Below are 22,754 nucleotides of genomic sequence, written 5' to 3'. Positions count from 1 at the left end.
GGCGGCGTAACGGAGTTCCCATGATGCAGCGCAGATCCTTCCTGGCCCTTGGCGGCGTGTCGATCCTGGCTCTGGGGGCGACGGGCGCGCGCGCCCAGACCGCGCCGAACCATGCCCGGGCGTCCTCGCCCGGCGGCGTGCTGACGGTCGAGGCCTTCACCGACAACGACGGGCGGCCGATGTATTCGGTGCTGCGTCAAGGCCGGGTCGTGGTGGCGCCTTCCAAGCTGGGTTTCCTGCTGACCGACGCGCCGGCCATCGAGCGCGGCCTGGCCCTGACGGCAGGGCAGCCGGTCACGGTCGACGACACCTGGAAGCAGCCGTGGGGCGAGCGGCAGTTCATCCGAAACCACTATAACGAATGGCGCGTCGCCTATGCCGAGACCGGCGGCCTGCGACGCCGCGTGGACGTGGTCTTCCGCCTTTACGACGACGGTCTGGGCTTCCGTTACGAGTTCCCGCAGCAGGCTGGCCTGACCACCGTCCGCATCGGTTCGGAAATCACCGAGTTCAATCTGGCCGAAAACGGCGAGGCTCTGTGGTGCCCGGCCTGGGAATGGAACCGCGAGGAATATCTCTACAGCCGCACGCCCATCGATGCGGTCGGCAGCGCCCAGACGCCGATAACGGTTCGGGGCCAGTCGGGCCTGCACGTCTCCATCCACGAGGCCGCCTGCATCGACTACGCAGGGATGAACCTGCGCCGGTCGGAGGAAACGAAGTTCCGCGCTCAGCTGACGCCGGGCCTGACCAATGCGGCGGTGGTGCGCGAGGCGCCGTTCAACACGCCCTGGCGGACCCTGCAAATCTCCGACAGCGCCGCGGGCCTGCTGGATTCCAGCCTGATCCTGAACCTGAACGAACCCAACAAGCTGGGCGACGTCAGTTGGTTCAAGCCGATGAAATACGTCGGCGTCTGGTGGGAGATGCACCTGGAGCTGAAGAGCTGGAACTCCGGGCCCAAGCACGGCGCCACGACCGAGAATGCGATCAAACACATCGACTTCGCCGCCAAACACGGCTTCGGCGGGGTTCTGGTCGAGGGCTGGAACAAGGGCTGGGACGGCCAGTGGTTCGCCAACGGCGCGGACTTCAGCTTCACCGAGCCCTATCCCGATTTCGACATCGAGGCGGTCTGCGCTCACGCCCGATCCAAGGGCGTGCAGTTGATCGGCCACCACGAGACCGGCGGCAACGCCTTCCACTATGAGCAGCAGCTCGAACCGGCCATGGCCCTGTATGAACGCCTCGGCGTCCATTCGGTGAAGACGGGCTATGTCGCCGACGCGCAAGGCGCCCGCGTCGCCGGGCCGGACGGACAGATGGTCATGGCCTGGCACGAGAGCCAGGCGATGGCCCAGCACCACATGCGCGTGGTCGAGGCCGGCTATCGCCACAAGGTCGCCGTCAACGCTCACGAGCCGTTCAAGGACACCGGCCTTCGCCGCACCTATCCGAACATCATCAGCCGCGAGGGCCAGCGCGGGATGGAATATTCAGCCTGGGGCAATCCCGGCAATCCGCCCGAGCATGAGCCGAACCTGGTGTTCACCCGCCTGCTGGCCGGGCCCATGGACTATACGCCCGGCATCTTCGGCATGGAGACGCGCAGCCCCGGCGGCGTGCAGACGACCTGGGCCAAGCAGCTGGCGCTCTATGTCGTGATCTACAGCCCGATCCAGATGGCGGCGGACCTGCTGGTCAACTACGAGGCCAACCCCGGCCCGTTCCAGTTCATCAAAGATGTGCCGGTCGACTGGAGCGAGAGCCGCACGCTGGACGCCGCCATGGGCGACTATGTCGTCACGGTTCGCAAGCAGCGCGGCACGGACGTCTGGGCGCTGGGCGCCGTCACCGACGAGCATCCGCGCGTGCTGAAGGCCCCGCTCGACTTCCTGGACGCCGGCCGTCGATATCGCGCCGAAATCTATCGCGACGGGCCCAACGCCGACTATCGCGGCAAGCGCGAGGACATCGTCATCGAGCAGCGCGAGGTGACTTCTGCGGACGTGCTGACCCTGGCGCTGGCCCCCGGCGGCGGTCAGGCGATCCGGTTCGTGCCGGTCGGTCGGGCGCGACGCGGATGACCCTGCTCTCGCAGCGCCCGCGCCTGTCCGGCCTGGCGATCTGGAACATGTGCGTCGGCTTTTTCGGCATCCAGATCGGCTTCGGCCTGCAGAACGCCAACACCAGCCGGATCTTCCAGACGCTGGGGGCCGAGGTCGACAGCCTGGCGATCCTGTGGATCGCCGCGCCGCTGACGGGTCTGCTGATTCAGCCGATCATCGGCCATTTCAGCGACAAGACCTGGACCCGGTTCGGCCGGCGGCGACCCTATTTCCTGGTCGGGGCCATCGCCACCACCCTGGCCTTGATCGCTATGCCCAACAGCCCCAGCCTGTGGTTCGCCGCGGCCATGCTGTGGATCATGGACGCCTCGATCAACATCACCATGGAGCCATTCCGCGCCTTCGTCGGCGATAACCTTCCGGAGAAGCAGCGCACCGCCGGCTATGCGATGCAGAGCTTCTTCATCGGCGCCGGCGCGGTCTTCGCCTCGGTCCTGCCGTGGCTTTTGTCCAACGTCTTCGACATCGCCTCGACCGCCGAGGCGGGCGTGGTGCCCCTGTCGGTCAAGATCGCCTTCTATGTCGGCGCCGCCGGCCTGTTCTCGGCCGTGCTGTGGACGGTGCTGTCGACCAAGGAATACAGCCCCGAACAGATCGCGGCCTTCGAACGCGCCCGAGACGACGCGCCGACCGCGCCCGTCGAGGCCGAAGCGCCGGCTCGCAGCGTCCAGGGCTGGATGACTTCGGGCCTGGTCTGCACCGTCCTCGGCGGGCTGGGTTTCGTGCTGATCGGCGCGCTCGATCTGGAGAAGGAGCTGCTGATCCTGGCGGGCTTCTTCGCCGGGTTCGGCCTGCTCCAGATCGCCGTCGGCATGATGCAGCGTCGCCGCATCACCAACGCCGCGACCGAAATCTTGAACGACATCTTCCGCATGCCAGAGACCATGCGCGGCCTGGCCGTTGTTCAGTTCTTCAGCTGGTTCGCCCTGTTCGCCATGTGGATCTACACCACCGCGGCCGTGACCCGCGTCCATTACGGCGCCACCGACACCACCTCGGCCGCCTATGCAGCGGGCGCGGACTGGGTGGGGGTTTTGTTCGGGGTCTATAACGGCGTGGCGGCCCTGGCGGCCTTCACCCTGCCGGTGCTGGCCAAGCGCATCGGCCGCAAAGCGACCCATGCGCTGATGCTGATGCTTGGCGCCGCCGGCCTGTTTGGCGTCTTCGCCATCCGAGAGCCGGGCCTCTTGTGGCTGCCGATGATCGGCGTCGGCTTCGCCTGGGCGTCGATCGTCTCCATGCCCTACGCCATCCTGTCGGCGGCGGTGCCGGACCGAAAAATGGGCGTCTATATGGGCGTCTTCAACATCTTCATCGTCGTGCCCCAGCTGCTGGCCGCCACGGTTCTGGGCCTGATCCTGAAGACCCTGTTCGATGGTCAGGCAATCTGGGCCCTGGTGCTCGGCGCTGTCTCCTTCGTCCTGGCCGCCGCGAGCGCGCTGATGGTCAAGGAGCATCGCGGATGAACCGTCGGGGTCTTCTGGCCCTCATGGCCGCCCTGCCCTTCTCCAGCGCGGCGCGTGCTGAGGGCGCCATCGCGGGGGGGCGGCTGGTGCTGCATGAGGCGGTCGCGTCGGCCCATGTGAAGGCGCGCAACGTCTTGGTCTGGCTGCCGCCCGGATACGAAGCGTCCGACGCCGCCTGGCCTGTCCTCTACATGCATGACGGCCAGAACCTGTTCGATCCAGCCACGGCCAACTTCGGCGAATGGGGCGTGGACGAGCATCTGACGCGGCTGATTGCGAGCGGCCAGGTGCGGACGCCGATCGTGGTGGGGATCTGGAACATCGACCTGCGGCTGAGGGAATATGTCCCCGCCGACCTGATCGCCGCCCTGCCCGCCGACATGCGCGACGAGGTCCAGGCTATCTACGGCGGTCCTTCATTGTCCGACGCCTATCTGCGGTTCCTGGTCGAGGAGTTGAAGCCCTTCATCGACGGCGCTTACCGCACCCTGACCGGCCCGCAGGACACGATGATCGCCGGCTCCAGCATGGGCGGCCTGATTTCGATGTATGCGGTGATGAAAAGGCCGCAGGTCTTTTCCGCCGCAGCCTGTCTGTCCACCCATTGGCCGCTGAAGGTCGAAGGGCTTGAGCCCGGCGCGACGCTGGACGCCTGGCGCGAACGCCTGGTCGCCGCCTGGACCGGCGTGATCGAACGCGGCCTGCCCGAAGCGGGCGACCACCGCTTCTATTTCGACCGGGGCGACGAGACGCTGGACCAGTTCTACGCCGTCTTCCAGACGCAGGTGGACCAGACCTTCCGCCGTCGCGGTTACGGCCCCGGCGATTTCCGCAGCCTGATCTTCCCCGGCGCCCAGCACAATGAAGCGTCTTGGAACCAGCGCCTGGACGTGCCTTTGACCTTCCTTCTTTCCCCCGCCCCCACGCGCAACCCGTGAGGACCACAATGCGTCAATTCCGTACCTTCTGCCTCGCCGGCGCCGCCGGCCTGGCCCTCGCTTCCGTCGCAAGCGCCCAATCGGGCGTCGCCCCCGGCGCGCCCGGCGCCCCGCCCGTCTGGTCCAGCGCGGCCAAGACCGGCGCGGGAGCCTCTTACGAGGCCTATGTCGACGGCCAGTATCGCGACGGCGGCCCGACCGGCGCAGTGTCCAAGGTCTGGTATTCCATCGCCGACGGCGTCCTGACCGAGACCATGTACGGCCTGATCCATGAGGCCCAGATCAAGGCGCTGCGCTTCGCCGGCGTGACCCAGGACGGTCTGGTCGTCGAAGGCGACGACACAACCAGCCGCACCGAATATCTGCACGTCGACGCCCAGGGGCGTCCGCTCTCGCCGGCTTATCGCGTCACGACGCAGGACAAGAACGGCCGCTTTGAGATCGAAAAGCAGATCTTCAGCGATCCCGACCGCAACGCCCTGGTGTTGCGCGTCACCATCACGGCGCTGAAAGGCGATGTGACGCCCTATCTGATGCTGGAGCCGCACATCGCCAACACCGGCGTCGACGATCGGGGCGCGGCGACGCGCGACGGTTTCCATGCCTGGGAGGGCGACACCCACCTGTTCCTGAAGCCCAGCGAGGCCTTCGAAAAGGCCAGCGTCGGCTTCGTCGGCGCTTCGGACGGTTTGACGGATCTAAAGGACGGCAAGCTGGACTGGACCTACGCCTCCACCGGCGATCAGGCCGGCAACACGATGATGACCGGGGCCCTGCCGCGCCTGCGCCAAAGCAGCCGGATCACGCGTGATTTCGTCATCGGCTTCGGCGCCAGCGAAGCTGAGGCGCGCGCCGCCGCGGACAGTTCGTTCTCGACCGGTCTGGACGAAGTGCTGGCCCGCTTCAACGGCGAGGGCGAGCGCGTGGGTTGGGAGGATTATGTCGGTTCTCTCACCGAGCTGCCGCGCATCGCCGAGCAGGCGACCGACGGCGGCAAGCTGGCCTACGCCTCGGCCCTGATGCTGAAGGTGCAGGAGGATCGCACCCATGCCGGCGCCCTGATAGCGTCCCTGTCCAACCCGTGGGGCGATACGGTGGACGCGTCCAAGTCCTCGACCGGCTACAAGGCCGTCTGGCCGCGCGACTTCTATCAGGTGGCGATGGCTCTGGCGGCGCTGGGCGACAAGGAGACGCCGCTGGCGGCCTTCAACTATCTGCCCCAGGTCCAGGTCGGCCCGAACACGCCGGGCAACACCGGCGTCGGCGGCTGGTTCCTGCAGAAGACGCACGTCGATGGCGAACTGGAGTGGGTCGCGGTCCAGTTGGACCAGACCGCCATGCCGATCATGCTGGGCTATCGTCTGTGGAAGATGGGCTGGCTGTCCGACGCCCAGATGACCGAACACTATCGGTCCATGCTGAAGCCGGCGGCCGACTTCCTGGTCGACGGCGGCAAGATCGGGCTGATGTGGAACGACGCGGAGATCAAGCCGCCCTTCACCCAGCAGGAACGCTGGGAAGAACAGCAGGGCTATTCGCCGTCCTCGACCGCCGCCGTGGTCGCGGGCCTGACAGTGGCGGCCGAAATGGCGCGCGCCTCGGGCGACGCCGCCGGCGCGACGCGCTACCAGATCGCGGCCGACGGCTATGCGTCCAAGATCGAAGAGCGGATGTTCACCACCAACGGCGACTTCGGCGACGGTCGCTACTTCATCCGCATCACGCAAAACGAGAACCCGAACGACAAGGCCCCGATCGGCGCCGCCAATGGCCAGATCGCGCCGGCGGAAGACCGTGTCGTGGACGGCGGCTTCCTGGAACTGGTGCGCTATGGGGTGCGCAAGGCCGACGATCCGCACATCCTGGCAACCCTGCCTGTCTATGACGATCAGTCGCTGGAGCCGCTCTATCGCGTTCGCTACGACTTCGGTCCCGAGAGCGACAAGACGCCGGGCTGGCGCCGTTATGGCGTCGACGGCTATGGCGAGGATCATCTGACGGGCGCCAACTATGGCGTCGGCGGGGAAATGAGCCCTGGCCAGCGCGGTCGGGTCTGGCCCTTCTTCACGGGTGAACGCGGTCACTATGAGCTGGCTCGCGTCAGCGTGAACGGCGCCCCCTCGGCCGCCGACATCGCCGCCATCCGCCAGACCTATGTGCGCGGCATGGAGCGCTTCGCCAACGGCGGACTGATGCTGGCGGAACAGGTTTGGGACGGCGTCGGAAACCCGACGGTCAAGGATTACGCCGTGGGTCAGAATACGGATTCGGCCACGCCCCTAGCCTGGACCCACGCGGAATATCTGAAGCTGCTGCGGTCGCTCGCCGACGGCAAGGTCTGGGACAGCTACGACCCCGTCCACGACCGCTACGCCCGCTGATACGAAAACAGCCCCGGAGATTGCTCTCCGGGGCCGTTCTCATTTCAAACTGACGTGGCTCAGAAGGTGAGCTTCACCGCGCCGACGATGCGGTCTTCGGCGCCGGGCACGCCGTCCACATCGGTGTCGTGATAGCGGACATCGGCGCCCACCTTGTCGGTCAGGGCATAGCCGACGCCGACGTTCCAGGTGGTGTAGTCGTCGCTGACGTCGAGCCATTGCTTGCCGAGCGCGCCCGACACCGTCCATTTGGGCGTCGGCGAGAAGGCGGCGTTGACCTCGGCATAGGTTGCTTCCTTGTCCGCACCGAAGAAGTCGGGCGAGTAATAGACGGCCGCGCCAAAGGTGGCGGGACCGACCGCGCGCGAGGCCGCAGCCTTGAACTCGGCGTAGTTATAGTCTGCGCCGTCCGGCTCCCCGACATACAGATAGCCGATCGCGCCGAAATCGAGCGCGAAACCGCCCGCCTCGGTGCGATAGCCGCCGTACACATCGACTTCCGCATCGGTGTCGTCGCCGAAATCGACGTTCGAGGCCCAGGCCCCGGCGTAGAAACTGCCCGAGGTCAGATCGACGCCGCCCTGAATGGCGGGGTCTTCACTGGTCTGGCTGAAGCCGCGGAACACATAGTCGCTGACGGCGCCCACGTTCCAGGCGACATCGACGGTGCTCTGGGCCGAGGCCGGCGCGGCGAGGCCGATCAGTCCTGCGGCGAACGTGGCGGCGGCGGCCGCGCGGATGATGGTCTTTTTCATAGTCTATCCCCTTGTTGTCGTTATTTGAGGTCGAGGCCGGGCACGGGTTCGGGAGCCGCGCCCGGTCTCAGCTCAGTGTTCCAGCGCCTCGCCATGCAGCGAGGTGTCCAGACCGGCGGCCTCTTCCGCCTCGCTCACGCGCAGTCCCGTGGTGAACTTGCAGATGAACAGGATGATCAGGGTGCCGACGGCGCTGTAGACGATGGTCCACAGCAGGCCCAGGGCCTGGGCGCCGACGTTGGCGCCTTCCGACAGGCTGTTGATCGCGGTCGTGGCGAACACGCCGGTCAACAGGGCGCCGATCAGGCCGCCCGCGCCGTGGATGCCGAAGGCGTCCAGGCTGTCGTCGTAGCGCAGCAGCTTCTTGATCCACACCGACGAGGCGTAGCAGGCCGGACCGGCGATCAGGCCGATGATGACTGCGCCCTTGGGATCGACGAAGCCGGCCGCCGGGGTGATGGCGACCAGACCGGCGACGACGCCCGATAGCATGCCGATCAGCGAGACCTTCTTCTTCTCGATATATTCGACGATTTTCCAGGTCAGGGCGGCGGCGGCGGCGGCAAGGATGGTGTTCAGCAGCGCCACGCCCATCAGATCGTTGGCGGCGCCCGCCGAGCCGGCGTTGAAGCCGATCCACCCGACCAGCAGTAGCGAGGCGCCGATCATGGTCAGGACAGGGTTGTGGGCGGTAATGACCTCTGTGCCATAACCCTTACGGCGACCCAGGAAGATGGCGCAGACCAGGCCTGCGACGCCCGAGTTGACGTGAACGACGGCGCCGCCCGCGAAGTCCAGCACGCCCGCCGAACCGAGGAAACCGCCGCCCCAGACCCAGTGGCAGATCGGCGCATAGACCAGCAGCGACCATAGGGCGGTGAACAGCAACAGCGCCGAATATTTGAACCGCTCGGCGAAGGCGCCGGTGATCAGCGCCGGTGTGATGATGGCGAAGGTCATCTGGAAAGAGATGAACAGGAACTCGGGAATGCCCGGCAGCAGGGCGTTGGCTGTCTTCAGCGACACGCCGTTCAGGAACAGCATGTCCAGGCTGCCGATGAAGGGCTGAAGGCCGGCGCTCTCGTTCTTGCCGAAGGCCAGGCTGTAGCCGGCGATGAACCATACCAGGGACACCACGGCGAAGACGCCGACGGACTGGGTGATGGTGGCGATGACGTTCTTCTTGCGCACCATGCCGCCATAGAACAGCGCCAGACCGGGGAGGGTCATCAGCAGAACCAGGGCCGTCGAGGTGCCGAGCCATGAGGCGCCGGCGCTGTCCAGCTCAAGCGCGGCTTGGTGGCCGAGCAAGGCGGGCGCGGCGTCCTGCGCGTTGGCTGCGCCAGCTGCCATCAGACAGAGTGTGGGAAGAAGGAGCGCAGCCGCTCCCGTAAGTCGTTTCGTGGTCTGCGACATGAGCTAGTACCCCCTATGCAATCTCGCAGTTGCGAAGATTTTACCGCATTTGCGATAGGCGCAAGGGGCTAGACCGTGAACGGCGCAACTTTCTTGCAACGGTCATGGAGAAAAAGAACAGGGCCGCACGATCTTGCGATACTGCGGCCCGATATCAGATTCTTTATGCCGACAAAGCCAAGCTGAGCGGCAGGATTTTCAGCTTCTGTTTAAGCCGTCAGGCCCAGTGCATCTGCACCCGATGCGCGGCCGCCCAGTGGATGGCGCGGATGGCGTCGATGACGGCTTCGGTCGCCGCACGCGTGCCCAGCGCGCCGCCCAGGTCGGCCGTCACGGCGCCGGCCGCCAGAACGGCCGCGACGGCGGCCTCGATGGAATCAGCCTCGTCCTCCAGTTTCAGGCTGTGACGCAGCAGCAGGGCCGCCGACAGGATCGTCCCGACTGGATTGGCCAGGTCCTGACCGGCGATGTCCGGCGCAGAGCCGTGGATCGGCTCGAACAGTCCCGGACCGCCCGCGCCCAGCGACGCCGAAGGCAACAGGCCGATGGAGCCGCCCAGCACCGAAATCTCGTCCGACAGGATATCGCCGAACATGTTCTCCGTCAGGATGACGTCGTATTCGCGCGGCTTGCGGATCAGGTGCATCGCCATGGAATCGACCAGGGCATGCTCCAGCTCGATCTCGGGGAATTCCTCGGCGTGGATGCGGGTGACCACCTCGCGCCACAGGCGGCTGGTCTCCATGACATTGGCCTTGTCGACCGAGGTCACCTTGCCCCGTCGCTGACGCGCGGTCTGGAAGGCGGCGCGGGTGACGCGCTCGATCTCGGGCACCGTGTATTCGCACAGGTCGGTGGCGCGGTCAGCGGTGCGGGTCTTCTCGCCGAAATAGACGCCGCCCGTCAGTTCGCGGAAGACGATCAGATCGACGCCCTCAACGATCTCCTTCTTCAGCGGCGACCGGTGGGCCAGCACCGGCGACACCTGCAACGGACGCAGGTTGGCGAACAGGCCCATCGCCTTGCGGATCGCCAGCAGACCTTCCTCGGGCCGACGCTTGCCCCCGTCCCATTTTGGCCCGCCGACCGCGCCCAGCAGCACGGCGTCGGACGCGACGCAGGCCGCGCGCGTGGCCTCGGGCAGAGGCTCGCCGGTCTCGTCGATGGCCGCGCCGCCGATCAGGTGTTCGGAGAACTGGAAATCATGGCTGTAGAAATCGCCAATGACCCGCAGCACGTCGCGCGCGGCGCGCGTCACCTCGGGTCCGACGCCGTCGCCGGGCAGCAGGACGATGTTGTAGGTCTTGGGGGCGGCGTGGGTCATCAGACGGTCTCTCTCGATCGCTCGAACGCTTCGATCTCGGGCATGTTTGCTTGCAGCCAGCCCAGGGTGTCCACCCCGTCCAGCAGGCACTGGCGCGCGAAGGATTCGACCCCGAACGGCACGGGTTCGGCATTGCCGCGCTGGATCTGATTGGCCTGGAGGTCGATCGTGACCGGCTGGTCCGGCTGCGACGCCAGATCGTCCCAGACGGCCTGGCTGACGACGATGGGCAAGAGGCCGTTTTTCAGCGCATTCGATGTAAAAATGTCAGCGATCTCGGTCGAGATCACCGCGCGGAACCCATAGTCGTACAGGGCCCAGGGGGCGTGTTCGCGCGACGAACCACAGGCGAAGTTCTTGCCCGCCAGGAGGATGCGATGCTCGGCCGGGTCGATCCGATTCAGAATCGCCTCGGGCTTTTCCGAGCCATCTTCCTCATAGCGCCAGTCATGGAAGGCGGCCTTCCCCAGACCTTCGCGCGAGGTGGTGGTCAGGAAACGCGCCGGAATGATCTGGTCGGTGTCGATATTGGCCTGGCTGAGCGTGACCGTTTTCGATGTCAGGACCTGGAACGGCTCAGACATGCTCGGCCTCCTTCAGATAGACGCGCGGATCGGTCAGCACCCCGGCCACCGCCGTCGCCGCCGCCGTCGCCGGACTGGCCAGGATGGTGCGGGCGTCCTTGCCCTGGCGGCCTTCGAAATTGCGGTTGGAGGTCGAGACGGCCAACCGACCCGGCGCAACGAAATCGCCGTTCATGGCGATACACATCGAACAGCCGGGAATGCGCCATTCGGCCCCGGCGGCGATGAAGACCTCGTGCAGGCCTTCGGCCTCGGCGTCGCGACGCACGGCCTCCGACCCCGGCACCACCAGCATGCGCAGACCCGGCTTGACCTTGCGGCCGCGCAGCACCTCGGCGGCGGCGCGCAGGTCGGGCAGGCGGCCGTTGGTGCACGAGCCGATGAAGACCACGTCCACCGGCTGGCTGGTCGTCGCCTCCCCGGCGGTGAAGCCCATATAGGCGATGGCCTTGCGGTCTGAGTCCGACTGCGGCTGGGGCACCGGCGAGCCTATGGGCGCGCCCGCGTCCGGCGTCGTGCCCCAGGTCGCCATCGGAAGGATGGCACCGCCGTCCAGCACGACCTCCTTGTCGAAGACCGCGCCCGGATCGCTGGACAGTTTCAGCCATTCGGCAGTAGCCGCCTCATAGTCGGCGGGGACATGCTTTCTGCCGCGCAGCCAGTCGATGGTCGTCTGGTCCGGGGCGATCATGCCCGCGCGGGCGCCAGCCTCGATGGACATGTTGCACAGGGTCATCCGCCCTTCCATGTCCAGCGACCGCACCGCCTCGCCCGCGTATTCGATGACATAGCCGGTGCCGCCGCCGAAACCGATGGCGGCGATGACGGCCAGGGCGACATCCTTGCCCGAGACGCCGGGTTGTAGTGCGCCGTCCACCGTCACCCGCATGGCCTTGGCCTTGCGCTGCAACAGGCACTGTGTCGCCAGCACATGGCCGACTTCCGAGGTGCCGATGCCGAAGGCCAGGGCTCCGAAGGCGCCGTGGGTGGCCGTGTGGCTGTCGCCGCAGACCACGGTCATACCCGGCTGGGTCAGGCCCAGCTCCGGCCCCATCACATGGACCACGCCGCGGTCGTCGGAGTCCCAGCCCGCCAACGGCACGCCATGGGCGGCGCAGTTGCGCTCCAGCGTATGAACCTGAGCCTCGGCCTGGGCGGTGACATAGGGTTTCAGACCATTCAGCCCCGCCGGCAGGGTCGGCGTCGAATGATCCAGCGTCGCATAGGTCCGGTCGGGACGGCGCACCTTCAGCCCGCGCGCCTGGATCTCGCTGAAGGCCTGGGGGCTGGTGACTTCGTGGACCAGATGCAGGTCGATATACAGCACTCCCGGCGTATCGGCCGTTTCCAACCGCACGACGTGGGCGTCCCACACCTTGTCGAACAGGGTCTTGGGATCAGGCATATTGGGCCACGACCTCGGACACGCCATCGACCCGGTCGATGATGGCGATCAGTTCGGCGTCGTTGATCTCGCCGATCTGATCGGCGCGCGACTTGAAGCCGGCGACCACAGCCGCCAGACGCTCGCCCTCGATGGGACGGCCGATGGTCTCGGCGCGTTTGGCGATGGCGTGACGGCCCGAATGCTTGCCCAGCACGAACCAGCTGCCCTCAAAGCCCACATCCTGGGGCCGCATGATTTCGTAGGTGCGGCTGTCGGCCAGCATGCCGTGCTGGTGGATTCCCGCCTCGTGAGCGAAGGCGTTGATGCCGACCACAGATTTATTGCGGGCGATGACCGTCTCGGTGATCTCGCACAGGATCTTGGAGGCACGCACCAGCTGGCGGCTGTCGGCGCCGGTCGTGACGCCATAGCGGTCCTCGCGGACCTTCAGCGCCATGATGATCTCTTCGATCGAGCAGTTGCCAGCCCGCTCGCCGATGCCGTTGATGGCGCCCTCGATCTGACGCGCGCCGCCCTCGACGGCGGCCAGGGAGTTGGCGACCGCCATGCCCAGGTCGTCGTGGCAGTGGGCCGAGAAGATCACGTACGGATGCCGCTTCTTGATCCGTGCGGCCAGGGCGGCGAAGCGCTCGCGAACCTCCTGCGGTGTGGCATAGCCAACAGTGTCGGGCACGTTCAGGGTGCGGGCGCCGGCGTCGGCGGCGGCCTCCAGCACATCGGCCAGAAACTCCGGCTCGGTGCGGAAGGCGTCCTCGGCCGAGAACTCGACGTCGTCGAACAGGCTGCGAGCGTATTCCACCGACCGCACGGCCTTCGACAGCACCTCATTGGTGGACATCTTCAGCTTGGCCGAGCGGTGGATCGGGCTGGTGCCGATGAAGGTGTGGCACCGACGGTGCGACTTCGGCGCCGGCGCCAGGGCGCGGAAGGTGGCGTCGATGTCCTTCTCGTTGGCGCGCGACAGGGAGCAGAAGATCGGGCCCTCGACCTCGCCGGCCACGCGACGGATGCAGTCCTCGTCGCCGGGCGAGGCGGCGGCGAAGCCGGCCTCGATAACATCGACGCCCAGGTCCCGCAGAACCTGGGCCATCTTCACCTTGGCTTGGGCGCTCATCGAGAAGCCCGGAGCCTGTTCCCCGTCCCGCATCGTCGTGTCGAAGACGATGACGCGGTTGGGATCGGCGGCGATCTCCTCGGTGCGGGATACGCCCGATACTCGTACGCTTTCGGGGGTAATCATTACGCGGCCTCGGATTGAATCATGTCGTTGCTGATGCGGCGCACGCCGAACAGCCGGTCGATCTGGCGACCCAGATTGTCCATGCAGCGGCCGGCGTCGCGACCACGCACGGTCAGGGCGATGCGCCGAAAGGCGCCCTCGTCAGCCAGGGCCATGCCGTCGATGTGGAAGCCGCGGCGCTCCACCAGGCCGATGAGACGCTGAAGCGAACCGTCCGCACGGTCGATCTGGATGTGGATCGTGTCGCTCATCTCAGGAGCCCTCCATCATTTCAGCATTGCTCTTGCCCGGCGGAACCAGCGGCCAGACATTGTCTCGGGGATCGATGACCACATGGGCCAGGCAGGGGCCGTCGGCGGCCAGCAGGTGCTGGATGCCGTCGGACACCTGATCGCGGCGATCGATGCGGAAGGCCTCGATGCCGAAGGCTTCGGCGACCTTCACGAAGTCCGGGTTGTCGGACAGGTCGATCTCGGAATAGTTCTCGGCGAAGAACAGCTCCTGCCACTGGCGCACCAAGCCCAGCGAGGAGTTGTCGATCAGCACGATCTTCAACGGGATGCTGTAACGCTTCAGCGTCGCCAGCTCCTGGATGTTCATCATGAAGCCGCCGTCGCCGGCGATGGTGACGACCGTCGCGGACGGGTCGGCCAGCTTGGCGCCGATGCCGGCAGGCAGACCAAAGCCCATCGCGCCCAGGCCGCCCGATGTGATGTGCGATTCCGGGCGGGCGAAGCGGCAATGCATGGCCGCCCACATCTGATGCTGGCCCACGTCGCAGGCGGCGACGAAATCATCGCCGGCCGCTTCCGAGATTTCCTTCAGCAGGGCCGGGGCATAGACCCCCTCGCCCGGCGCATCATAGCGGTGCGCGCCGGCCTGGGCGGCACGGGAGCAATCGTCGACCCAGGCCTGGATGTCCAGCGCCGCGCCCGACCGCATCCGCGCCGTCAGCGCCTCGAGCCCTTCGCGCAGCTCGCCGACGACGGCGACATTGGCGCTGCGCAGCTTGCCGACTTCCGAGGCGTCGATGTCGAAATGGACGATGCGGGCGTTCGGCGCGAACTCGGCCAGCTTGCCTGTCGCGCGATCGTCGAACCGGGCGCCGACGACGATCAGCAGATCGCTGTCCTGCACCGCATGGTTGGCGGCGCGCGTGCCGTGCATACCCAGCATGCCCAGCATGCCCGGCGCATCGGTCGGGATGGTGCCCAGGGCGTTCAGGGTCGAGACCTGGGGGATGCCGGTCGCGGCGACGAAGGCGCGCAGGGCCTCGGTCGCGCCGCCAATCTTCACGCCCCCGCCGATATAGACCAACGGCTTACTGGCGGCCCGGATCGCGGCCTCGGCGGCGGCGATTGCGTCGTGATCGACGCGCGACATCTCATTGGGAATCGAGAAACCGTAGTCGTCCACGGTCGTCTCGAACTGCACGTCCTTTGGCAGATCGACCAAGACCGGCCCGGGACGGCCCGAGCGAGCGATATGGAAGGCTTCCTCGATCGCGGCGGGAACCTCGGCGGCCGAGCGGACCAGGATCGAATGTTTCACGATCGGCAGGGTGACGCCCAGGATGTCGATCTCCTGAAAGGCGTCAGTGCCCATCAGGCCTTGGGCGACGTTGCCGGTGATGCAGACGATCGGCACCGAGTCCATCATCGCATTGGCGATGCCGGTGACCAGATTGGTGGCGCCGGGGCCTGACGTCGCCATGCAGACCCCGACCTTGCCGCTCTTCCTGGCATAGGCGTCGGCCGAGAAGGCCGCGCCCTGCTCATGGCGGACCAGGATGTGCTTCAGCTTCGAGCCGGCCAGGGCGTCATAGACCGGCATGATGGCGCCGCCTGGATAGCCGAACACCTCCTCCACCCCCAGCCGCTCCAGGGTGGAGACCAGCAGACGCGCACCCGACTGGGGAGCGGTCTCAGCTGAGGGTTTGAAGGCGGCGGCGGTCATCAGGGTCATCCGGTCTTTCAGGCGGCGATCAGGCCGCTTCAGCCTTGGGCGTGTTCAGCCAAGCCATGCGTTCGCGCAGACGAGCGCCGACCTGTTCGATCTGGCTCTCGCGGTCCGCCTTCAGCCAAGCCTCGTATTGCGGCTTGCCGGCCTCGTTCTCGGCGATCCAGTTGCGCGCGAAAGTGCCGTCCTGGATCTCTTCCAGAATGGTCTTCATGCGGGCCTTGGTCTCTTCGGTCACGACGCGCGGGCCGCTGGCGACGGCGCCGTACTTGGCGGTTTCCGAGATGAAGTGGTGCATCTTCGAGATGCCGCCTTCGTAGAACAGGTCCACGATCAGCTTCAGCTCGTGCAGGCATTCGAAATAGGCGATCTCGGGCTGGTAGCCGGCCTCGACCAGGGTGTTGAAGCCCTGAATGACCAGCTCCTTGGCGCCGCCGCACAGGACTGCCTGTTCGCCGAACAGATCGGTCTCGGTCTCTTCGCGGAAGGTGGTTTCCAGCAGGCCGCCGGTCGCGCCGCCATTGCCCTTGGCGTAGCCCATGGCCCGGTCGCGCGCCTTGCCGGTGACATCCTTCTCGACGGCGAACAGCGAAGGCACGCCGCGCCCGCGCTGAAACTCGCGACGGACCAGATCGCCCGGTCCTTTCGGCGCGACCAGGATCACGTCCATGTCCTCGCGCGGCGTGATGCGCTGGTAGATGATCGAGAAGCCGTGGGCGAACAGCAGGGCCGAGCCTTCCTTGGCGTTCGGCTCGATGATGTCGCGATAGACGTCGCCCTGAACCATGTCGGGCGTCAGGATGGCGATGATGTCGGCGCCCTTGACGGCCTCGGCCGGCTCTGCGGTCGGCACGCCGTCGGCGGTGGCGTGTTTCCAGCCCGTGCCGCCGTGACGGACGCCGGCGACCACGTCATGGCCGCTGTCCTTCAGGTTCTGCGCATGGGCGCGACCCTGCGAGCCGTAGCCGATGATGGCGATGCGCTGGCCGGCGATGGCGCCCGGCTTGATGTCTTCGTTGGTGTAGATGGTGATGGCCATGGGTCAGGCGTCCTGAGCAGCGTTGGTTTTGTGGCTTGCCGGGACTTGGGCCGGCGGCGGGTTGGGGATGGTGACGGCGCCCTGGGCGGCCGAGGCGACCGAGGCGCGGTATTTGGCGAAGACACCTCGCGCCGGGCGGACTACGTGGGGTGTAAAGCCCGCCCGGCGCGTCGCCAGATCGACATTGACGTCGATGCGGCGGTTGGTGACGTCGATGGTGATACGGTCACCATCGCGAATGAGGGCGATCGGGCCGCCGACGGCGGCTTCCGGCGAGACGTGTCCGGCGACGAAGCCGTAACTGGCGCCCGAGAACCGGCCGTCGGTCAGCAGGGCGACGTTGTCGATCTTGCGCCCCTTCAGGGCGGCGGTGACCTGCAGCATCTCGCGCATGCCCGGACCGCCCTTGGGCCCTTCGTAGCGGATGATGATCACGTCGCCTTCGCCGACCGATCCATCCTGAACGGCGTGGAAGGCGTCCTCTTCCGAGTCGAAGACGCAGGCCGGGCCTTCGAACGTGTCGACCTTGTGGCCCGTCAGCTTGATGACCGCGCCTTCCGGGGCGACATCGCCATAGATGACGGCGAAGCTGCCGCGATCCATCACAGGGGCGTCAAACGTCGTCACCACCACCTGGCCCGGGGTCTCCTCGGCCTCGGCGGCTTCGGCGAACAGGCTGCGGCCGGTGACGGTGGGGGTGTTCACGATCTTGCCGGCCTCGGCCATCCGCTGGGTGACCAGACGGGTGCCGCCGGCGGCGAACAGGTGCGAGGCCAGGAAGCGGCCGCCCGGCTTCAGATCGCAGATGACCGGCGCCTCGACGCAGGCCTGGTGGCAGTCCTCGACGCCGAACTCGACGCCGGCCTCCGCCGCGATGGCCGTCAGGTGCATGACCGCATTGGTCGACCCGCCCGAGGCCGAGACGGCGACGGCGGCGTTCTTCAGGCTGGCGCGGGTGATGTATTTGCGGGCCGTGTCGCCGGAGAAGACGCGCTCGATGATCAGCCGACCGCAGCGTTCGCCCTCCGCGGCCTTGTTCGGATCGACGGCGGGCACATCGTTGGCGCCCATGGGCGAGATGCCCATGACAGACAAGGCCATGGCCATGGTGTTGGCCGTGAACTGACCGCCGCAGGCCCCGGCGCCGGGGCAGACGGCCTGTTCGACCGCCTTCAGCCCTTCGTCGTCCAGGGTGCCGGCCGAATGGGCGCCGATGGCCTCGAACACCTCCTGGACCGAGACCTCTTTCGTCCCGATCACGCCCGGCATGATGGTGCCGCCGTAATAGACCAGGCCGGGGATATCCATCCGCGCCAGGGCCATGGCCGCCGCCGGGATCGTCTTGTCGCAGCCGACGATGCAGACCACGCCGTCCAGCTGGTGGCCCTCGATGGCCAGTTCGATCGAGTCGGCGACGACCTCGCGGCTGATCAGCGAGGCATTCATGCCCGCCGTGCCCATCGAGATGCCGTCGGTGACGACGATGGTGTTGAAATCGACCGGATAGCCGCCTGCCGCGATGATGCCGGCGCGCACATCCTTGGCCAGTCGGTCCAGGTGCATGTTGCACGGCGTGACCGTCGACCAGGTGTTGACGATGCCGATCATCGGCTTGTCGAAGTCGGCGTCCTGCATGCCGGCTGCGCGCAGATACGAGCGGGCGGCGGCCCGGTTCGGACCAGCCGTCACCGCCGCGCTGCGCGCATTGGGCTTTCTGGGCTGAGAGGTAGAATTTTGCGTCATCGGTCCGGTTCGTTTCGAACCGCCGCGCACTAAAAACCCCGCTTCCTTTCGGAGGCGGGGTGGTGCGAGGCGATCCTGAGTGGTTCTAAGGTCAGGTCGCGTGCATCCACGCCGCTTGCGTAAGCAGGCCGAGAAGTACGAGATTAATGAGGAATACGGGACTTCCCAGGCCGACAGGCGCCCGAACGGCTGCGACCGCCTTGGCGGTGCGTCCCTTCGTCATGTCGCGCGTCATCGTGGCCACGGGCGGCTCCCTGTTCTGACGCCAAGAAACCATAGCCGCCGGAGCCGCACAACCCCTGTCGCAATAATTTTGCGTGACAGGTCGAAAACGACTGCGTCCGGGGTGTTTCTTACCCGAAGCTGGCGCGGGTGATTTTCGAAGCGTAACCGTCCATCACATCATGTTACGCGCGCGGGGTTGAAACCCGTCCACGACCGCTCCATTGAGACGCGCACCTATATAACGCTCGTCATACCGATCACAGGAGCTCTCCATGACCGTTCGCGTCGCCATCAATGGTTTCGGCCGCATTGGCCGTCTCGTCCTTCGCTCGATCATCGAGCATGGCCGCACGGACATCGAGGTGGTGGCGATCAACGATCTGGGTCCGGTCGAGACCAACGCCCACCTGTTCCGTTACGATTCGGTCCACGGACGCTTCCCCGGCACGGTGACCTCGGGCGAGGACTGGATCGACGTCGGCACCGGCAAGATCAAGGTCACGGCCGAGCGCGATCCCGCTAATCTGCCGCACGCCGAGCTGAAGGTGGACATCGCCTTCGAATGCACCGGCATCTTCACCTCCAAGGACAAGGCCAGCGCCCACCTTAAGGCCGGCGCCAAGCGCGTCCTGGTCTCGGCGCCCGCCGACAACGCCGACAAGACCATCGTCTACAAGGTCAACCACGAGACCCTGACCGCCGACGACATCGTCGTGTCGAACGGCTCGTGCACCACCAACGCCCTGGCCCCCGTCGCCAAGGTGCTGAACGACCTGTTCGGCATCGAGCGGGGCTATATGACCACCATCCACTCCTACACCGGCGACCAGCCGACGCTGGATACGATGCATAAGGACCTGTACCGAGCCCGCGCCGCGGCCCTGTCCATGATCCCGACCTCGACCGGCGCCGCCAAGGCCCTGGGCCTGGTCCTGCCGGAGCTGAAGGGCAAGCTGGATGGCTCTTCGATCCGCGTCCCGACTCCGAACGTCTCGGTCGTCGATCTGAAGGTCGTCGCCGGTCGCGAGGTCACGGTCGAAGAGATCAACGCGGCGCTTCAGGCCGCCGCCGACGGTCCGATGAAGGGCGTCCTGTTCACGACGACCGACCCGCTGGTTTCGCACGACCTGAACCACATCGCGGCCTCTTCCACCGCCGCCCTGCCCCAGACCCAGGTCGTCGACGGCAAGCTGGCCCGCGTGTTGAGCTGGTATGATAACGAGTGGGGCTTCGCGACGCGCATGAGCGACACGGCGCTGGTGATGGCGAAGTTCCTGTAAGATCGCACCGAGAACCCCGGCATGCTTCTGTTCTCAGGACTGCCGGGGTTTTTGTTTTTCGCATGGCTTTCGCTGCCATGGTCGTTGCTCGCTATAGCCTTTTGGGGCGTTCTGGTCTGGCTGGGACTGCGAAAGATCAAGCTTGGGCCATTGGCCGACGAAGCATTCGTTATTCGAGGCTGTGCCGTCGTGTTATTGCTCACCCTAGGAACAGCCATCCCATTTGTGACTGGAAACGGGCCTGACTCAGTCTCCGCTTTTGCTTGGTTCGCGGTTCCTGTGCTTCTCGCAGGCCTCGCTATTGCGGCCTGTCGCGATCACGCCAAGAACGGCCGACATTTCATCGCAGTGGCAGCCCCGGTCATGGCACTGCAAGTTCAACTGATGATCCACGGCGCTTTGCTCTGGATCGGACACATCTTCTCTGGGGGCAGCCCGATATGACATTCCGCACTCTCGACGACGCCCAGAACCTCGCCGGCAAGACGGCTTTGGTCCGCGTGGACTTCAACGTCCCGATGGAGGGCGGCAAGGTCACGGACGACACTCGGCTGCGAGTCGCACTGCCTACGATCCAGCGCCTGCGCGACGCGGGCGCCAAGGTCGCCCTGCTGGCTCATTTCGACCGCCCCAAGGGCCAGCGCGTTCCGTCGATGAGCCTAAAGCCGATCGTCCAGCCGCTGGAAGAGCTGCTCGGCGCCCCCGTCCGCTTCGCCGACGACTGCATCGGCCCTGACGCCGTGGAGGCCATTCGCGACCTGGACGCTGGCGGCGTGGTCCTGCTGGAAAACGTACGCTTCCATGCGGCGGAAGAGGCCAATGATCCGGTCTTCGCCCAGAAGCTGGCGGATCTCGGCGACCTCTACGTCAACGACGCCTTCTCGGCCGCCCACCGCGCCCACGCCTCGACCGAAGGCGTCGCTCACCACATCCCGGCCTATGCCGGCGAATCCATGCGCCGCGAACTCGATGCGCTCGACGCCGCGCTCGGCAATCCGCAAAAGCCGGTCGTCGGCATCGTCGGCGGCTCCAAGGTCTCGACCAAGCTGGACCTGCTGAAGAACCTGGTCGGCAAGCTGGATACGCTGGCCATCGGCGGCGGCATGGCCAACACCTTCCTTTATGCGCAAGGGATCGATATCGGCGGCTCGCTGGCCGAGAAGGATATGGCGGACACGGCGCGCGAGATCCTGGCGGAAGCCGAAGCCAAGGGCTGCCACATCCTGCTGCCCGTCGATGTCGTGGTGGCGACCGAGGTCAAGCCCGGCGCCGACGCCCGCACCGTCAAGACAGGCGAAGCCCTCGCGACTGAAGACAAGATCCTGGACGCAGGCCCCGACACCGTCGCCCGCCTGAACGCCGCGATCGACGGCTCCAAGACCCTGATCTGGAACGGCCCGTTGGGCGTGTTCGAGGTGCCGCCCTTCGACGCCGCCACGGTCGCGGCCGCCAAGCACGTCGCCGAGCGCACCAAGGCCGGCGCCCTGATCGCGGTGGCGGGCGGCGGCGACACGGTCGCGGCCGTCGGTCATGCCGGCGTCGCGGCGGACCTGACCTTCGTGTCCACTGCCGGCGGCGCCTTTCTGGAATGGATGGAGGGCAAGCCCCTGCCCGGCGTCGAGGCCCTGCGCGCCTGAAGGCTCAGCGATGCAGGCGGATCACGCCTGCATCCTGTCTTCGAAATCGGCGCTGAAACGGCTGTAACACGGCGTGACTTCGCGCTGTCCGGCGTCTAATCTCTCGCGCAACCAAAAAGACTATTCGGCTCAGGAGACTACCCAATGGCGCGCATTACGCTGCGACAGCTGCTCGACCACGCGGCAGAGAACGATTACGGCCTGCCCGCCTACAACATCAATAATATGGAACAGGGTCTGGCGATCATGGAGGCGGCCCATGAGGTCAACGCCCCCGTCATCATTCAGGCCTCGCGCGGCGCCCGGAACTACGCCAACGACATCGTTCTGGCCAAGCTGATCGACGCCCTGGCCGAGCTCTATCCGCATATTCCGGTCTGCATGCACCAGGACCACGGCAACGGCCCGGCGACCTGCGCCACCGCCATCCAGTACGGATTCACCAGCGTGATGATGGACGGCTCGCTGGAGGAGGACGCCAAGACGCCCGCCTCTTACGAGTACAACGTCGATGTCACCCGTCGCGTCACCGAAATGGCCCACGCCTGCGGCGTCTCGGTCGAGGGCGAACTGGGCGTGCTGGGTTCGCTGGAAACCGGCATGGGCGAGGCCGAGGACGGCCACGGCTTCGAGGGCAAGCTGGACCATTCGCAACTGTTGACGGACCCAGATCAGGCTGTCGATTTCGTCGCCGCCACCAAGGTCGACGCCCTCGCCATCGCCATGGGCACCAGCCACGGCGCCTACAAGTTCACGCGGCAGCCGGACGGCGAGGTGCTGGCCATGAACGTGATCGAGGAAATCCACCGCCGCCTGCCCAACACCCACCTGGTGATGCACGGTTCGTCGTCGGTGCCGCAGGACCTGCAGGACATCATCAACCAGTACGGCGGCGAAATGCCCCAGACCTGGGGCGTGCCGGTCGAGGAAATCCAGCGCGGCATCAAACACGGCGTGCGCAAGGTCAACATCGACACAGACAACCGCATGGCCATCACCGGCGCCATCCGTAAGGCGCTTGCGGAAAAACCGGGCGAGTTCGATCCGCGCTTCTATCTGAAACCCGCCAAGGAGGCGATGAAGAAGCTCTGCATGGAGCGCTACGTCCAGTTCGGCTGCGAGGGCCAGGCCTCCAAGATCCGCCCCCTCTCCACCGCCCAGATGGCGAAGCGCTACGCCTCGGGCGACCTGGATCCGTCCTTCCGCGGCGCATCCGTCAAGGCCGCCTAG

The 22,754-nt window shown here is 66.3% G+C and carries 18 protein-coding genes; 8 read left to right on the top strand and 10 right to left on the bottom strand.

Translation table 11 applies throughout. The features are described 5' to 3' along the window. Positions 1 to 23 precede the first annotated feature (23 nt). Genes ASF31_RS01985 through ASF31_RS01970 form a run of 4 tightly spaced genes read left to right on the top strand, consistent with a single transcriptional unit; the run spans position 24 to position 6,914 of the window. Positions 24 to 2,087: a glycoside hydrolase family 97 protein gene (locus tag ASF31_RS01985; RefSeq protein ID WP_055753352.1), complete on the top strand. Its 2,064-nt coding sequence runs from the start codon at positions 24 to 26 to the stop codon at positions 2,085 to 2,087. Then, complete coding sequence (locus tag ASF31_RS01980) at positions 2,084 to 3,595, top strand: MFS transporter (protein WP_055753072.1); 1,512 nt, start codon at positions 2,084 to 2,086, stop codon at positions 3,593 to 3,595. The genes ASF31_RS01985 and ASF31_RS01980 overlap by 4 nt, the downstream gene beginning before the upstream one ends. Then, positions 3,592 to 4,533: an alpha/beta hydrolase gene (locus ASF31_RS01975; protein ID WP_055753071.1), complete on the top strand. Its 942-nt coding sequence runs from the start codon at positions 3,592 to 3,594 to the stop codon at positions 4,531 to 4,533. The genes ASF31_RS01980 and ASF31_RS01975 overlap by 4 nt, the downstream gene beginning before the upstream one ends. Positions 4,534 to 4,541: 8 nt before the next feature. Continuing rightward, positions 4,542 to 6,914 carry a glucan 1,4-alpha-glucosidase gene (locus tag ASF31_RS01970; protein ID WP_055753070.1) on the top strand — a complete coding sequence of 791 codons (2,373 nt, stop codon included), beginning with the start codon at positions 4,542 to 4,544 and terminating at the stop codon, positions 6,912 to 6,914. A 59-nt stretch (positions 6,915 to 6,973) separates the two neighbouring features. Here the strand turns inward: ASF31_RS01970 and ASF31_RS01965 are convergent, their stop codons facing one another. The 10 genes from ASF31_RS01965 to ASF31_RS01920 all read right to left on the bottom strand — a co-directional run bounded on the left by ASF31_RS01965 (position 6,974) and on the right by ASF31_RS01920 (position 18,382). Next, positions 6,974 to 7,669, bottom strand: a complete 696-nt coding sequence (locus tag ASF31_RS01965) for a TorF family putative porin (protein ID WP_055753069.1) — start codon at positions 7,667 to 7,669, stop codon at positions 6,974 to 6,976. 72 nt (positions 7,670 to 7,741) lie between these two features. After that, on the bottom strand, positions 7,742 to 9,022 hold the full coding sequence (locus ASF31_RS01960; protein ID WP_112861447.1) for an ammonium transporter: 1,281 nt from the start codon (positions 9,020 to 9,022) through the stop codon (positions 7,742 to 7,744). Between the two features lie 280 nt (positions 9,023 to 9,302). Continuing rightward, positions 9,303 to 10,409, bottom strand: a complete 1,107-nt coding sequence (leuB, locus tag ASF31_RS01955; RefSeq protein WP_055753067.1) for a 3-isopropylmalate dehydrogenase — start codon at positions 10,407 to 10,409, stop codon at positions 9,303 to 9,305. Continuing rightward, positions 10,409 to 10,993: a 3-isopropylmalate dehydratase small subunit gene (leuD, locus tag ASF31_RS01950; RefSeq protein WP_055753066.1), complete on the bottom strand. Its 585-nt coding sequence runs from the start codon at positions 10,991 to 10,993 to the stop codon at positions 10,409 to 10,411. Before leuD ends, leuB begins: the two co-directional genes overlap by 1 nt. Then, the gene (gene leuC, locus ASF31_RS01945; protein ID WP_055753065.1) at positions 10,986 to 12,398 is read right to left on the bottom strand and encodes a 3-isopropylmalate dehydratase large subunit; all 1,413 of its coding nucleotides are present in this window, start codon (positions 12,396 to 12,398) and stop codon (positions 10,986 to 10,988) included. Before leuC ends, leuD begins: the two co-directional genes overlap by 8 nt. Next, the gene (locus tag ASF31_RS01940; protein WP_055753064.1) at positions 12,391 to 13,641 is read right to left on the bottom strand and encodes a 2-isopropylmalate synthase; all 1,251 of its coding nucleotides are present in this window, start codon (positions 13,639 to 13,641) and stop codon (positions 12,391 to 12,393) included. The genes leuC and ASF31_RS01940 overlap by 8 nt, the downstream gene beginning before the upstream one ends. Next, complete coding sequence (locus ASF31_RS01935) at positions 13,641 to 13,892, bottom strand: ACT domain-containing protein (protein ID WP_055753063.1); 252 nt, start codon at positions 13,890 to 13,892, stop codon at positions 13,641 to 13,643. The genes ASF31_RS01940 and ASF31_RS01935 overlap by 1 nt, the downstream gene beginning before the upstream one ends. A gap of 1 nt (position 13,893) precedes the next feature. Further along, on the bottom strand, positions 13,894 to 15,606 hold the full coding sequence (gene ilvG, locus ASF31_RS01930; protein WP_055753062.1) for an acetolactate synthase 2 catalytic subunit: 1,713 nt from the start codon (positions 15,604 to 15,606) through the stop codon (positions 13,894 to 13,896). A 19-nt stretch (positions 15,607 to 15,625) separates the two neighbouring features. After that, positions 15,626 to 16,639 carry a ketol-acid reductoisomerase gene (gene ilvC, locus ASF31_RS01925; RefSeq protein ID WP_055753061.1) on the bottom strand — a complete coding sequence of 338 codons (1,014 nt, stop codon included), beginning with the start codon at positions 16,637 to 16,639 and terminating at the stop codon, positions 15,626 to 15,628. Between the two features lie 3 nt (positions 16,640 to 16,642). Next, positions 16,643 to 18,382, bottom strand: coding sequence for a dihydroxy-acid dehydratase (locus ASF31_RS01920; RefSeq protein ID WP_055753060.1), 1,740 nt, complete (start codon positions 18,380 to 18,382; stop codon positions 16,643 to 16,645). Positions 18,383 to 18,879: 497 nt separating this feature from the next. Here ASF31_RS01920 and gap point away from each other — a divergent pair, with 497 nt between their 5' ends. The 4 genes from gap to fba all read left to right on the top strand — a co-directional run bounded on the left by gap (position 18,880) and on the right by fba (position 22,754). Next, entirely contained in the window at positions 18,880 to 19,887 is a 1,008-nt protein-coding gene (gap, locus tag ASF31_RS01910) for a type I glyceraldehyde-3-phosphate dehydrogenase (protein ID WP_055753058.1), read from the top strand. A gap of 21 nt (positions 19,888 to 19,908) precedes the next feature. Then, positions 19,909 to 20,331: a hypothetical protein gene (locus ASF31_RS01905; protein ID WP_055753057.1), complete on the top strand. Its 423-nt coding sequence runs from the start codon at positions 19,909 to 19,911 to the stop codon at positions 20,329 to 20,331. After that, the gene (gene pgk, locus ASF31_RS01900) at positions 20,328 to 21,524 is read left to right on the top strand and encodes a phosphoglycerate kinase (protein WP_055753056.1); all 1,197 of its coding nucleotides are present in this window, start codon (positions 20,328 to 20,330) and stop codon (positions 21,522 to 21,524) included. Before ASF31_RS01905 ends, pgk begins: the two co-directional genes overlap by 4 nt. Before the next feature lie 144 nt (positions 21,525 to 21,668). Beyond that, positions 21,669 to 22,754, top strand: a complete 1,086-nt coding sequence (gene fba / locus ASF31_RS01895; protein ID WP_055753055.1) for a class II fructose-bisphosphate aldolase — start codon at positions 21,669 to 21,671, stop codon at positions 22,752 to 22,754.

The sequence above is a fragment of the Brevundimonas sp. Leaf280 genome (assembly GCF_001422455.1).
Lineage (GTDB): Bacteria > Pseudomonadota > Alphaproteobacteria > Caulobacterales > Caulobacteraceae > Brevundimonas.
Note: the sequence above shows the minus strand (reverse complement) of the source record. Positions and strands in the feature narration are given on the sequence as shown.

Excerpts from the sequence above, each read along its gene's own strand:
- ASF31_RS01965 (WP_055753069.1), bottom strand. The coding sequence starts at position 7,669 with ATGAAAAAGACCATCATCCGCGCGGCCGCCGCCGCCACGTTCGCCGCA.
- ASF31_RS01980 (WP_055753072.1), top strand. The coding sequence starts at position 2,084 with ATGACCCTGCTCTCGCAGCGCCCGCGCCTGTCCGGCCTGGCGATCTGG.
- ASF31_RS01940 (WP_055753064.1), bottom strand. The coding sequence starts at position 13,641 with ATGATTACCCCCGAAAGCGTACGAGTATCGGGCGTATCCCGCACCGAG.
- fba (WP_055753055.1), top strand. The coding sequence starts at position 21,669 with ATGGCGCGCATTACGCTGCGACAGCTGCTCGACCACGCGGCAGAGAAC.
- ASF31_RS01975 (WP_055753071.1), top strand. The coding sequence starts at position 3,592 with ATGAACCGTCGGGGTCTTCTGGCCCTCATGGCCGCCCTGCCCTTCTCC.
- ASF31_RS01970 (WP_055753070.1), top strand. The coding sequence starts at position 4,542 with ATGCGTCAATTCCGTACCTTCTGCCTCGCCGGCGCCGCCGGCCTGGCC.
- ASF31_RS01905 (WP_055753057.1), top strand. The coding sequence starts at position 19,909 with ATGCTTCTGTTCTCAGGACTGCCGGGGTTTTTGTTTTTCGCATGGCTT.
- ASF31_RS01935 (WP_055753063.1), bottom strand. The coding sequence starts at position 13,892 with ATGAGCGACACGATCCACATCCAGATCGACCGTGCGGACGGTTCGCTT.
- leuB (WP_055753067.1), bottom strand. The coding sequence starts at position 10,409 with ATGACCCACGCCGCCCCCAAGACCTACAACATCGTCCTGCTGCCCGGC.
- leuC (WP_055753065.1), bottom strand. The coding sequence starts at position 12,398 with ATGCCTGATCCCAAGACCCTGTTCGACAAGGTGTGGGACGCCCACGTC.
- ASF31_RS01985 (WP_055753352.1), top strand. The coding sequence starts at position 24 with ATGCAGCGCAGATCCTTCCTGGCCCTTGGCGGCGTGTCGATCCTGGCT.
- gap (WP_055753058.1), top strand. The coding sequence starts at position 18,880 with ATGACCGTTCGCGTCGCCATCAATGGTTTCGGCCGCATTGGCCGTCTC.
- ilvG (WP_055753062.1), bottom strand. The coding sequence starts at position 15,606 with ATGACCCTGATGACCGCCGCCGCCTTCAAACCCTCAGCTGAGACCGCT.
- ilvC (WP_055753061.1), bottom strand. The coding sequence starts at position 16,639 with ATGGCCATCACCATCTACACCAACGAAGACATCAAGCCGGGCGCCATC.
- ASF31_RS01920 (WP_055753060.1), bottom strand. The coding sequence starts at position 18,382 with ATGACGCAAAATTCTACCTCTCAGCCCAGAAAGCCCAATGCGCGCAGC.
- ASF31_RS01960 (WP_112861447.1), bottom strand. The coding sequence starts at position 9,022 with ATGGCAGCTGGCGCAGCCAACGCGCAGGACGCCGCGCCCGCCTTGCTC.
- pgk (WP_055753056.1), top strand. The coding sequence starts at position 20,328 with ATGACATTCCGCACTCTCGACGACGCCCAGAACCTCGCCGGCAAGACG.
- leuD (WP_055753066.1), bottom strand. The coding sequence starts at position 10,993 with ATGTCTGAGCCGTTCCAGGTCCTGACATCGAAAACGGTCACGCTCAGC.